Genomic DNA, 12,046 nt, shown 5'->3' with positions numbered 1-12,046 from the left:
GGTCAGCCGAGAGGGGTGGTGGTCAGCCGAGAGGGGTGGTGGTCAGCCGACAGTGTTGGTGATCAGCCGGGGAAGCTCATCAGAGCAACCGGAACGGAGGTGGGCTGCGTCGAACCGCCGCTGGGTTCGACGGTGATGCCCATGCCTGACGCCCCGTCGACGGCGCCTTTCATGAGCACGGTCTGTTCACTGCGGCCGGGTGTCATCAGACCTGCCGACCGCATGGCGCCGTCGTCGTCGAACCACAGCTGGTAGACCTTGCCGCGCGGCGCGGCGGCCATTCCGGAAACGGCGAACACGGCTCTGTCCCGGCTGTGGGAGACCGTGACGGCGCCGGTGGCGCCCCCGGTCAGTTCCGCGGCCCGCGTCCGGGCGTCCGGCGCGGCCAGCACCGCGGCGATCTCGTCCGCGGCCCGGGCGGCACTGCGCGCCTGATCGCGTGCCTCCCGCGCCTGCTGGTGCTGCCATACGGCGGTCCCGCCCAGCGTCGCTGCCGCGGCGAGGCAGGCCGCAAGCGCCCACCGTGCCCACGCCCGCCCGCGCAGACCGGCCCGGACGCAAAGCGCGGGGCCCGGCGCGCCCGGTGTCTCCTGGCGGACGGTGGCGATCCTGCGCAGCACCTGTGCGCGCAGTTCCGCAGCAGGCCGCGCGGCCACCGCCAGTCCCAGGCGGGCCGCGGTCTCGCGCAACTCGAGCGTCTCCTGCGCGCACGCCCCGCACGCGGTGAGGTGCCGCTCGAATGCGTCGTTCTCGTCGTCGGACAGGGCGTGCAGGGCGTAGGCCCCCGTCAGCCGGTGCAGGTCGGTGGTCGTCACGCGGTCACCCCCAGGCAGTCGCGCAGGCGGATCAGTCCGTCCCGCAGCCGGGTCTTGACCGTCCCCAGCGGAAGCGCCAACGCCTCCGCGACCTCGCGGTAGGTCAGGCCCCGGTAGTACGCCAGGGTGACGGCCTGGCGCTGGATCTCGGTCAGCGTGCGCAGACAGCGGCGTACCTGCTCCCGCTCCAGCCGCGCCTCGACCTGCTCGGCCACCTCGTCGTACTCGGGCACCCGTTCCAGCAGGGCGGCCTTGTGATCCCGGGCCGCCGCGGCCTCCACCGAGCGCACCCGGTCCACGGCCCTGCGGTGTGCCAGCGTGAGGATCCAGTTGACGGCCGTCCCGAGCTCGGCCCGGTAGCGCGGAGCGGTCCGCCACACCTCCACGAGCACCTCCTGCGCCACCTCGTCCGACTGTGCCTGGTCCTTCACCACGGCCCGAACGACACCGAGCACCCCACCGGCGACGGCGTCGTAGACACCGGCGAACGCCTCCTCGTCGCCCAGAGCCACACGGCTGACGAGTTCTTGCAGGTCCGGCTCGGTGGCTGGTTTTCTGCCGATATGCACTACTTCCTTCACCGATGGCCTCCGTGGTGGGGACATGTCCAGGCGTAATCCGTTCCTGCCGGTGCCATGGATTGGTCGCGATCGTGAAGAGGCCACTGCTTTTGTGAGGCGATACCGTGACGGGCCCACCGGAGCGGTGCACGAGCGGAGGCATGGGGCGTGCTCGGTGACGCGCAATCGTCAGCCCGGCGCTGGTACAGCCAGGCGCGCGGCTTCCTGAACAGCGGTTACGGGCAAGGCCAGAGCCTCTGCAGACAGAGCCCGGCTGCTGGCGGCGGTCGAAGCAGCCGGTGCCGCGGGTCTGGTCGGCGGCCTGTTCTGGTGGCCCCTCGGTGTCGCGGCCGCCGCAGGCGTTGTCGCCTACTTCGTGGGAGCGTTGGGTGCTCACCTACGCGCCGGCGACCGTACGTTCGCCCCCGCCACCGTTCTGCTGTCGGCCGGCGTGGCCGCGCTCGTGCTGCGCCTGCTGTCGAAGTGAGAACCGGCCGCGGGCCGCGATGCCCGGGGTGCACGCCTGGCCCCGGTGCACGCAGTCCTCGACCGGGGTCTGCGCGAGCGAGTCGGTGGCGGACGTGACCTGACTCGTCCGGGGCGGCTCCGCACCCCGTTCTGCGCCGCTGTGTCACCTGTCCGGGCTATTCCTGGAGGCCGGAGTTCCGGGCTTCCTCTAGTCAGGAGGAAAGAACCTGGTCCCTGGAGGCAAGCCGTGGATGACAACCGCCGACTTCCCCTCGTGTACGTCCGCGGCTTCGCCGGTGGCACGCGCGGCATCGACAAGGCCGTCGACGACCCCTTCTACGGCTTCAACGAGGGCTCGGTCCATGTGCGGGTCGGAGCGCACAACCAGCCCTTGTTCCATCAGTTCGAGAGCCCTCTGCTGCGTCTGCTCCGCGAGGAGGGATACGAGCTGCTCGTGAAGGGGAACCAGGCCGCCTACCTCGCCGAGCACGACGAGATTCCCGCCAACACCGTCTGGATCCATCGCTTCTACGACCGCTCGGCCACCACCTGGGGCGGCAGTCCGCAGGAGTATCAACTGGAGGACGCCGCCGTCGATCTGCTCGATCTGATCGACCGGCTGCGGGAGAAGACCGGGGCGCCCGGCGTCCTCCTCGTGGCGCACTCCATGGGCGGGCTCATCTGCCGGTCTCTGCTGCAGAAAGTGCTCCCCGACCGGGGGCGCGAGGCCACCGACTGTGTCGCGAAGCTCTTCACCTACGGCACCCCGCACGGCGGCATCAACTTCGACCTCGGCGGCGGGCTGCTGGAGCGGGTGCGGGACACCCTCGGCATCCAGGGCGCGGACATCTTCGGGCCCCGGCGGATGTACCAGTTCCTCACCCCGCAGGCGCTGACCGACCCCGACGGGCCGCCCGACGGCTGGGATCCCCGCGTGCTGCCGCAGGGGCCGGGGGCGCTCCCCGTCGAGCGGGTCTTCTGTCTCGTGGGGACCGACCCCGCCGACTACGACGTCGCCTTCGGGCTGTCGTCCGCCGCTGTCGGACCGCACAGCGACGGGCTCGTGCAGATCGAGCGGGCGTACGTGCCCGGCGCCCACCGGGCCTACGTGCACCGCAGCCACAGCGGGCGCTACGGCATGGTCAACTCCGAGGAGGGTTACCAGAACCTGCGGCGGTTCCTGTTCGGGGACACCCGGATCGAGGCCTCGCTGACCGGCCTTCGGCTGCCCGCCGACGGCGACCTCGTGTGGCAGGCCGAGGCGCGGCTGTCGGTGCGCGGGCTGCCCGTGGTGATGCACGAACGGCTCGCGGCCCACTGGTGTCCCATCCAACTCGACCGGGGACAGCCGTCCACGTCGTTGGCCACCACCTTCCTCAACAGCGGACTGCGGACCACCTCCGACGAACCGATGCGGTTCATCCTCGAACTGCGGGTCATCTCCCTGCGCGAGCGGCGCGGCATCCTGCACCTCGGCGACCACTTGGAGCACAGCGCCGACTTCGCCGACACCCTCGTCATCGACGTCGGCACGCCGGACGGCGGCCCCGGCATCTGGGCCACCTGGAACTCGGAGATCGAGGGCGCCATCCGCGATCACCGCGTCGCCGGAGCACCCCGCGCCGACGAGGACCCCACTCCCGGCCGCTGGATCGCCCACATCCCGCTGCCCGACAGCGCCGCCCCGCTCGTCGGCGGCGACGCCCGGATCCGGCTCGAAGCCACGCCCTGGACGTGAGCCGGTGGGCAGATCGCCCGCTCGGAGTCGCACCCCGGGGGACCGGAACACGGTGGCCGGACCCGATCGGCGTCCACCTGCCCCGGGCAACCCGCAGGTGCAGTGGCCGCATGCCGAAGCCGCCGTCGGCCGACGCGGTCCCGGCGATACCGGATGTCCCGCTCGTCGTCGGTGAGCCCCGCACCTCCGAGCCGCTCTCCGCGCTGCTGGAGCCGGCCGGCCACCGGACCGTCGTGGTCGACCGCGCCACCCACGCCGGCCTCCTGCTCGCCGAGCGCGGATTCGATCCGGTCGTCCTCGACGTGCCCCTCCCGGACACCGCCGGCCTCGATCTGCGGGTCGGTGGGGGCTGGTCGCGCAGGTCCCCGCGCCCCTGAAAGACCGGGCGTGGTGGCGCGGCCGAGTTCACCGGGACGCCGGTCCCAGCGACCGCTTCGTCACCCGCTGCAGATGGCGGCCGAAAACCTCACGCGCGTCCGGCGTCAGCGTGCGCAGGGCGACCAGAGCCGTGATCACCACGTCGCACAGTTCGCCCTGTACGTCCTCCCAGGTGTGGGTGACCCCCTTGCGCGGGTTCTGGCCGGTCGCCCCGATGACCGCCTGGGCGACCTCGCCGACCTCCTCCGACAGCTTCAGCATGCGCAGCACCATGCCCTCGCGGCCGCCGATCGGCTGGTCGGTGTCGAGCCAGGTCCACAGGGCGTCGACGGCGGCCCACAGGTCGGCGGCGGTCTCGGAAGGCGCGGTCTGATCGGTCATGCGGGCAGCTTGGCACAGGGACCGCGACCCGTTCGGACGAGACCGTCACTCCTCGAACAACGGCTCCTGCCCGTCGAACTGCTCGTCCTTCTCGGGCTTGTCCAGCCTCCGTTGCCGCGCGCCCACCACCAGCGCCGTGACTGCGGCCGTCGCCGCCAGCGCCGTGGGAACCATCCAGCCGCGGTCGAAGAGATGCCCCATGGCGTGGTCGAGGGAGAGCCGGCCGGGGCCCGTGACGGCGAGGCCGGCCGCGGCGAGGCCCAGGGTCGCGGCGGTCTCGTAGCCGCCCTCCTGGGCGAAGAAGCCGTTCGGGGCGTGCACCGCGGACGCCCCCGCCATGCCGCCGGCCGCCGCGGCGCCCGCGAGCGGTGTCGCAAGGCCCAGCGCCAGCAGCGTGCCGCCGCCGGCCTCGGCGAGGCCCGCCGCCGTGGCGCTCGCCTTGCCCGGCCGGTAGCCGATCGACTCCATGAACTGGCCGGTGCCCTCGATGCCGTGCCCGCCGAACCAGCCGAACAGCTTCTGCGTGCCGTGCGCGGCCAGTACGCCGCCGGCACCCAGCCGGAGCAACAGCAGGCCCAGATCACGTCGGTCGTAAGCACTCACAGCGACTCCCGGAGCAGACAGCAGGTACAGGTCCCCTCCCGCGTAACCACCGTCGCACCCGGAGCACCCGACCGGCCTGCCTTCGCCGCCGTTCGGGTGGCGGGCTGCGGGGCCCGGTGTGAGGCTGACCGGTATGACGATTCAGACGTCCAAACTGCGCGACCCCGCCGTCCGTGCCTTCGTCACCGCCGTCAACGCACACGACCGCGAGGGCTTCATGAGCATCCTCGCGCCCGGCGCGACCATGGCGGACGACGGCACCGACCGTGACCTCGCCGACTGGATCGACCGGGAGATCTTCTCCTCGAACGGTCACATGGAGGTCGACAACGAGTCGAACCACGGCCGCGACCTCCTCGCCAGCTACCGCAACGACACCTACGGCGAGATGCGCACCCAGTGGCACTTCGAGGTCGAGGAGGACGGCCGGATCTCCCGCTTCGAGACCGGTCAGGCGTAACCGGCCAGGCGTAACCGGTTCCTCACCAGCGGCGGCCGCACCCTCGGCCAGGGCGCCCTCGCCTGGCTGTGGGCCCGCAGCCCGCGCACCGTACCGATCCCGGGGTTCCGTTCCGTCGCTCAGGCCGAGCAGAACGCGGGCGCCCTGGAGAAGGGCGCGCTCAGCGGTGAGCAACTGGCCGAGGCGGACCGGATCCCGGGGCGCTGAGCGGCATCCGGCAACCCTGCCGATCGCACGGCAGCCGTTCCACCCACCGGTGCGTATCCCGCGGTCCCGCGCGAGATCCACCCCCACCCGGTGTCGTGGAACGGCTGCCGTCCACCCCCCTCGGTGTGGCCTGCGGAAGCACCATGCTCCAAATGTGAAGCTCCGGTGCAGGCAGAGTTGAGCATAAGTCGTCTAACAGCACTGATGCAGCGGAATTCCAGATTCCACTTGTGCAGGTTGCGGGGGCAACTACCGGCCGTCGATTCTCAGCCACGCCCCACGTACGGCATCGCCGTCGCCAGTACGGTCGCGAACTGCACGTTCGCCTCCAGTGGCAGCTCGGCCATGTGCCGCACGGTCCGCGCCACGTCGGCGACGTCCATCACGGGCTCGGGCGCCACCGAGCCGTTCGCCTGGAGCGCGCCGGTCTGCATGCGGGCCGTCATGTCGGTCGCCGCGTTGCCGATGTCGATCTGGCCCACGGCGATGTCGTACGGCCGCCCGTCCAGCGAGAGCGCCTTCGTCAGGCCGGTCAGCGCGTGCTTGGTCGCCGTGTAGGCCACCGAGTGGGGGCGGGGCGTGTGTGCGGAGATCGAGCCGTTGTTGATGATCCGGCCGCCGCGCGGGTCCTGCTCCTTCATCTGCCGGAACGCCGCCTGCGCGCACAGGAACGCCCCGTTGAGGTTGGTGTCCACCACGTGCCGCCAGGCCTCGTACGGCAGCTCCTCCACCGGCACCCCGCCGGGCCCGAACGTCCCCGCGTTGTTGAACAGCAGGTCGAGCCGCCCGAACCGCGCCACGGTGGCGGCGAACAGCGCGGCCACGTCCTCCTGACGTGAGACGTCGGTCCGTACGGCGAGCGCGGCGCCCTCGGGCACCAGCGCAGCCGTCTCCTCCAGCGTCTCCACGCGCCGCCCGGCCAGCGCCACCGACCAGCCCGCGCGCAGCAGTTCCGCCGCCACCGCCCGCCCGATGCCGGAGCCGGCGCCGGTCACCACGGCCGTCCTCGTGTCCGTTTGCCTGTCGTTCATGGGGTCGCAGGCTACGCGACGGTCCGCCATTCGGAACTCATCTGTCTGCCATCCGGGTGTTGTGTACGCGCCAAGAGGGTGTCGTCACCGGCCACTCCAATGCCTCATGCATCCATCAGCAAGGGGAGGACCGGATGACCACCACGACAGACCTGCCCCAGCACAGCCCCGAACTGCGCGCGGCAGCCCGCCACATCGGGCGCCGCCGCTTCCTGACCGTCACGGGCGCGGCCGCCGCGCTCGCCTTCGCCGTGAACGTGCCGGCCGCGGGCACCGCGAGCGCCGCCCGGTTCGACGCCCGCAAGATCACCGACAACCCCTTCACCCTCGGCGTCGCCTCCGGCGACCCGCTGCCCGACTCCGTCCTGCTGTGGACCCGTCTCGCCCCCGCCCCGTACCAGCCCGACAGCGGGCTGCCCGCCCAGCGGATCACGGTGCACTGGGAGCTGGCGCACGACGAGGGGTTCACCCGGATCGCCAGACGCGGCGCGGCCGTCGCCCACCCGGAGTTCCACCACACGGTCCACGTCGAGGTCGCCGCCCTCGAAGCGGGCCGCGTCTACTACTACCGCTTCCGCGCGGGCACCTGGACCAGCGAGACGGGCCGCACCCGCACCGCACCGGCCCGCACCGCCGCGACGAGCTCCCTGACCCTCGCCGCCGTGTCCTGCCAGGCCTACACCGACGGCTACTACACCGCCTACCGCCATCTCGCCCAGGACGACGTGGACGTCGTGTTCCACCTCGGCGACTACCTGTACGAGTACGCGGTCAACTCCGTCGGCGGCTACCGCAACTACACCGACCGCACGCTCCCCGCGCTCTTCAACCGCGAGACGACGACCCTGGAGGACTACCGGCTGCGCTACGCCCTGTTCAAGTCCGACCCGGACCTGAGGGCCGCGCACGCCGCGCACCCCTTCGTCGTCACCTGGGACGACCACGAGACCGAGAACAACTACGCCGACGACATCCCGGAGAACAGCGTCCCGCCGGAGGAGTTCCTGCTGCGCCGGGCCGCCGCCTACCGCGCCTACTGGGAGAACCAGCCCCTGCGCCTGCCGCAGCGCCCCACCGGCCCCGACATGCAGCTCTACCGCCGCCTGCACTGGGGCCGGCTCGCCCAGTTCGACGTGCTCGACACCCGGCAGTACCGCTCCAACCAGGCCTACGGCGACGGCGCCCAGATCCCCGGCCCCGAGGTCGACGACCCGGCGCGCACCATGACCGGCGCCACCCAGGAGCGGTGGCTGCTCGACGGCTGGCGCGACTCCGCGGCGCTGTGGAACGTCGTACCGCAGCAGGTCACCTTCGCCCAGCGCGAGTTCGACCTCACCGAGCCGTCACGGGTCTCCATGGACGCCTGGGACGGCTACCGCGCCTCCCGCCGCCGGGTCCTGGACGGCGCCGAGGCCGCCGGCGTCGAGAACCTGATGGTGCTCACCGGCGACGTCCACGTCGGCTACGGCTTCGACATCAAGGACGACTTCGACGCCCCCGACTCCGCCACCCTCGGCACCGAGATCGTCGCCACGTCGATCACCAGCGGCCGCGACGGCAGCGACAGGCCCGCCAACTGGGACACGTACATGAGGGCCAACCCGCACATGCGGTTCTACAACGGGCGGCGCGGCTACGTGACCGTCGCCCTGGGACAGCAGCTCGCGCGGGCCGACTTCAGGACGGTGCCGTACGTGACCACGCCCGGGGCGCCCCTCACGACGGCCGCCTCCTTCGTCACACAGGTCGGGGCCCAGGGGCTCACGCCGGCGTGAGTTCGGGCGCCTCGCCCGCGGTCTCCTCGCCGGTGCTCTCCTCGCCCGGGTAGCGGACGCCGACCCGGTCCCGGATCGCGTCGAGCGTCCGCATCACGGCGAGCGTGCCCTCCAGCGGGACCAGCGGCGACTCCGTCTCGCCGGCCCGCAGGGCCCGCATCACCTCGGCTGCCTCGTGCCGCAGGGTGTTGCGCGGCCCGTCGGCCGGGTCGGCCGTGAACTCCTCGGGGTCACGGCCGTCCCGGTGCAGCACGAAACGCTCCGGGAAGAAGAAACCGCCCGGCACGTCGATCCGGCCGGCCGAGCCGGTGACCGACGCGGCGGTCGCCGTACCGCCGACGATCGAGCAGTGCAGCGAGGCGAGCGCGCCGGTGTCCCAGGACAGCAGGGCTCCGGTCTGGAGGTCGACGCCCTCCGGGGACAGCGTCGCGCGCGCCGTCACGTCCGACGGCTCCCCGAGCAGCAGTTGCGCGAAGGAGACCGGGTACACACCGAGGTCCAGCAGCGCGCCGCCGCCCTGCGCCGGGTCGCGCAGCCGGTGCGAGGGCGGCAGCGTTCCGTTCCTCGCCTCCGGCAAGAGGTGACCGGCCAGCCCGAAGTCCGCCTGGACATGGCGCACTTCGCCGATCGCGCCGTCGTCGACCAGGGCCTTGAGCCGCCGCACCAGCGGGTTGCAGTACATCCACATCGCTTCCATCAGGAAGCTGCGGCGGGCCTTCGCCAGCGCGACCAGTTCCGCCGCCTCGCGTGCGTTCAGCGTGAACGCCTTCTCGCACAGCACATGGCGGCCCGCCTCCAGGCACAGCCCGGCGGCCTCGCGGTGCGCCGAGTGCGGAGTGGCGACGTACACGACATCGATGTCGCCGTCCTCGGCGAGCGAGGTCCAGTCGCCGTAGGCCCGGGGGATGCCGAACCGCTCCGCGAACACGTCGGCCGACTCCTGCCGCCGCGAGGCGACGGCCACCACCTCGGCGTCGGGCAGGTCCACGAGATCCGCGGTGAACGCGGCGGCGATCCCGCCGGTCGCCAGAATCCCCCACCGCACCTTCTGCTCGGCCATCGCGGCCCCGCCCCTCGCTCATGTGTCCCCAGGCACTGTGTACGAGCTGAGAGCATAGAGGGCGGATCACTCGGAGAGGGAGGGGCGCATGGGCGACCGTGGGGGGCCGATACCGGACGTCTCGCAGTCGGCGGTATCGAGGACGGACCGACCGCCCACCCGTACCCTGCGCGCCACCGGGCTCCTCGTCACCTTCATCCTCGGCGGCCTGACGGCCACGCCCCCGCTGGCGATGGACATGTACCTCCCGGCGCTGCCCGAGGTCACCGGTTCCCTGCACGCGCCCGCCGCGACCGTCCAGCTCACCCTCACCGCCTGCCTCGCCGGCATGGCCCTCGGGCAGCTGGTGGTCGGCCCGATGAGCGACCGCTGGGGCCGCAGACGCCCGCTGCTCGCGGGTCTCGCCGTCTACGTCGTGGCCACCGCGCTGTGCGCCCTCGCGCCCACCGTCGAGGCCCTGGTCGCCTTCCGGCTGGCGCAGGGCCTCGCGGGCGCCGCGGCGATCGTGATCGCACGGGCGGTCGTCCGCGACCTCTACGACGGCCTGGCCATGGCCCGCTTCTTCTCGACCCTGATGCTGATCTCCGGGGTCGCCCCGATCGTGGCGCCGCTCATCGGCGGGCAGATCCTGCGGGTGACGGACTGGCGGGGCGTGTTCGTCGTGCTGACGGTCGTCGGCGTGCTGCTGGCCTGCCTCGTCTGGCGCAGGCTCCCCGAGACCCTGGCTCCCGAGGACCGGCACGCCGGAGGGGTGGGCGAGGCGCTGCGCACCATGCGCGGTCTGCTGGCCGACGGCGCGTTCGCCGGGTACACGCTGACGGGAGGCTTCGCCTTCGCGGCCCTCTTCGCCTACATCTCGGCGTCTCCCTTCGTGATCCAGGAGATCTACGGCGCCTCCCCGCAGACCTTCAGCCTGCTGTTCGGTCTCAACTCCGTCGGGCTGGTGGCCGTCGGCCAGATCAACGGCAAGGTGCTGGTCGGACGGGTCGGCCTGGACCGGGTGCTCGGCGTGGGCCTGGGGACCGTCCTCCTCGCCGCGACCGCGCTGCTGCTGATGTCCCTCGGCGTGTTCGGCGAGGTCGGACTGGTGCCGGTGGCCGCCGCGCTGTTCGTGCTCATGTCCGCGATGGGCATCACACTCCCCAACACCCAGGCCCTCGCCCTCCAGCGCACCAAGCACGCCGCCGGGTCCGCCTCCGCGCTCCTCGGCACGACCTCCTTCCTCATCGGCGCCGTCGCGTCGCCCCTCGTGGGCATCGCCGGCGAGGACACGGCCGTCCCGATGGCCGTCGTCCAACTGGCCGCAGCACTGGTGGCGCTGGCCTGCTTCATGGGAATGTGCCGTCCTTGGAACAGACGTGCGGGTGGCCGCGCGGATGGACGTCCGGTCGCGGAGGACGGGGGCACCCCCTGTTCGAGCGCATTCGAGAAATTGGGGGAGGAGAGCTGAGCGCGCCGAGACTGCGCGGGGACACGCCGGAAAGGGCCGGACTCGACCCCGAGGAGATCCGACATCTCGTCCGCGAGGTCCACGACCTCACCACCGGCTCCCGCCCCTGGGCGGCCGGAGCGGTGCTGATCGTGGGGCGGGGGCCGTACCTCGCCGTCGAGGAGGCGATGGGCTGGGCCGTGCGGTACGCCTCCTACGACGAGGAGAAGGACTCGGGCCAGGAACTCCCGCCCGACTCCCGCGTCCCGATGACGCCCACGACGCCCTTCGACCTGGCCTCCCTCACCAAGCTCTTCACCTCGGTCGCGGCGGTGCAGCAGATCGAGCGCGGCACGCTGGGCATCGACGCGCGGGTCGGGGCGTACCTGCCGGACTTCCGGGCGGCGGCGTACCACGACATCACGGTGCGCCAGCTGCTCACACACACCTCGGGGCTGCGGCCCGAACTCCCGCTGTACGACTGTGCGGACGACGCGGAGCGGCTGGAGATGCTCCGCGCGGAGGCGCCGATCGGTGTGCCCGGCACGTACTGCTACTCCGACCTGAACATGCTGCTGCTCCAGCACGTCCTGGAACGCATCACCGGCCGGGGCCTCGACGTCCTGATCCACGACTGCATCACGCGTCCGCTGGGCATGACCGCGACCCGGTTCGGGCCCTGCCCCGGCGCGGCGGCGACCGAGGACCAGCGCCGGCCCTGGGCCAAGGCGGACCGGGGCATGCTGCGGGGGGTCGTCCACGACGAGAACGCGTGGGCGCTGGGCGGTGTCGCCGGTCACGCGGGCCTGTTCTCCACCGGCCGCGACCTCGCGGTCTTCTGCCGCGCCCTGCTGTCGGGCGGCGCGTACGGCCCCGCCCGCGTCCTGGGCCCCGACTTCGTGGAACTCCTCCTCGCCCCACCCGGCTTCGGCTTCGCCGTCGACCAGCCCTGGTTCATGGGCGAGCTGGCGGGCCGGGGAGCCGCCGGGCACACGGGCTTCACGGGGACGTCCCTGGTACTGGACCCGACCACGGACACGTTCCTGATCCTGCTGGCGAACACGGTCCACGCGCGACGCCGGGACGCGGACAGCCGACCGAGGGCGCGGGCGGGGACACGGGTGGCTCGGGCGGTACGGGG

At 72.3% G+C, this 12,046-nt stretch carries 12 protein-coding genes and 2 pseudogenes; 8 read left to right on the top strand and 6 right to left on the bottom strand.

The window, feature by feature from the left end; genetic code table 11:
- Positions 1-62: 62 nt before the first annotated feature.
- Positions 63-815: an anti-sigma factor gene (locus AC3ETA_RS39620; RefSeq protein ID WP_432197746.1), complete on the bottom strand. Its 753-nt coding sequence runs from the start codon at positions 813-815 to the stop codon at positions 63-65.
- Positions 812-1,396, bottom strand: a complete 585-nt coding sequence (sigK, locus tag AC3ETA_RS39615) for an ECF RNA polymerase sigma factor SigK (RefSeq protein ID WP_432197745.1) — start codon at positions 1,394-1,396, stop codon at positions 812-814. Before sigK ends, AC3ETA_RS39620 begins: the two co-directional genes overlap by 4 nt.
- Positions 1,397-1,646: 250 nt before the next feature.
- Here sigK and AC3ETA_RS39610 point away from each other — a divergent pair.
- The 3 genes and pseudogenes from AC3ETA_RS39610 to AC3ETA_RS39600 all read left to right on the top strand — a co-directional run.
- Positions 1,647-1,862: pseudogene (locus AC3ETA_RS39610) on the top strand (DoxX family protein); the annotation flags it as partial.
- Between the two features lie 228 nt (positions 1,863-2,090).
- Complete coding sequence (locus AC3ETA_RS39605) at positions 2,091-3,581, top strand: esterase/lipase family protein (protein WP_432197744.1); 1,491 nt, start codon at positions 2,091-2,093, stop codon at positions 3,579-3,581.
- Between the two features lie 110 nt (positions 3,582-3,691).
- The gene (locus tag AC3ETA_RS39600) at positions 3,692-3,958 is read left to right on the top strand and encodes a response regulator (protein WP_432197743.1); all 267 of its coding nucleotides are present in this window, start codon (positions 3,692-3,694) and stop codon (positions 3,956-3,958) included.
- A 28-nt stretch (positions 3,959-3,986) separates the two neighbouring features.
- Here the strand turns inward: AC3ETA_RS39600 and AC3ETA_RS39595 are convergent, their stop codons facing one another.
- The gene (locus AC3ETA_RS39595) at positions 3,987-4,340 is read right to left on the bottom strand and encodes a MazG-like family protein (RefSeq protein ID WP_432197742.1); all 354 of its coding nucleotides are present in this window, start codon (positions 4,338-4,340) and stop codon (positions 3,987-3,989) included.
- Between the two features lie 45 nt (positions 4,341-4,385).
- Positions 4,386-4,943, bottom strand: coding sequence for a DoxX family membrane protein (locus AC3ETA_RS39590; protein WP_093866803.1), 558 nt, complete (start codon positions 4,941-4,943; stop codon positions 4,386-4,388).
- A 133-nt stretch (positions 4,944-5,076) separates the two neighbouring features.
- Here AC3ETA_RS39590 and AC3ETA_RS39585 point away from each other — a divergent pair, with 133 nt between their 5' ends.
- Positions 5,077-5,403: a nuclear transport factor 2 family protein gene (locus AC3ETA_RS39585; RefSeq protein WP_432197741.1), complete on the top strand. Its 327-nt coding sequence runs from the start codon at positions 5,077-5,079 to the stop codon at positions 5,401-5,403.
- 21 nt (positions 5,404-5,424) lie between these two features.
- Positions 5,425-5,610: pseudogene (locus AC3ETA_RS39580) on the top strand (aldo/keto reductase); the annotation flags it as partial.
- 266 nt (positions 5,611-5,876) lie between these two features.
- Here AC3ETA_RS39580 and AC3ETA_RS39575 read toward each other — a convergent pair.
- A complete protein-coding gene (locus AC3ETA_RS39575) occupies positions 5,877-6,641 on the bottom strand; it encodes an SDR family oxidoreductase (RefSeq protein ID WP_432197740.1) in 765 nt (254 codons plus the stop codon).
- 134 nt (positions 6,642-6,775) lie between these two features.
- On the opposite strand from AC3ETA_RS39575, the gene AC3ETA_RS39570 reads away from it, so the two are divergent.
- The gene (locus AC3ETA_RS39570) at positions 6,776-8,416 is read left to right on the top strand and encodes an alkaline phosphatase D family protein (protein WP_432197739.1); all 1,641 of its coding nucleotides are present in this window, start codon (positions 6,776-6,778) and stop codon (positions 8,414-8,416) included.
- Here AC3ETA_RS39570 and AC3ETA_RS39565 read toward each other — a convergent pair.
- Positions 8,403-9,476: a Gfo/Idh/MocA family protein gene (locus AC3ETA_RS39565; RefSeq protein ID WP_432197738.1), complete on the bottom strand. Its 1,074-nt coding sequence runs from the start codon at positions 9,474-9,476 to the stop codon at positions 8,403-8,405. The two genes, AC3ETA_RS39570 and AC3ETA_RS39565, sit on opposite strands and share 14 nt — an antisense overlap.
- An 88-nt stretch (positions 9,477-9,564) precedes the next feature.
- Between AC3ETA_RS39565 and AC3ETA_RS39560 the strand changes: the two genes are divergently transcribed.
- Both AC3ETA_RS39560 and AC3ETA_RS39555 read left to right on the top strand, forming a co-directional pair.
- Entirely contained in the window at positions 9,565-10,926 is a 1,362-nt protein-coding gene (locus AC3ETA_RS39560) for a multidrug effflux MFS transporter (protein ID WP_432197737.1), read from the top strand.
- Positions 10,923-12,046, top strand: a 1,124-nt coding sequence (locus AC3ETA_RS39555) for a serine hydrolase domain-containing protein (protein WP_432197778.1), incomplete at its 3' end; no start/stop codon positions are given. The genes AC3ETA_RS39560 and AC3ETA_RS39555, both read left to right, overlap by 4 nt.

Source organism: Streptomyces sp. bgisy027 (assembly GCF_057710365.1).
Note: the sequence above shows the minus strand (reverse complement) of the source record. Positions and strands in the feature narration are given on the sequence as shown.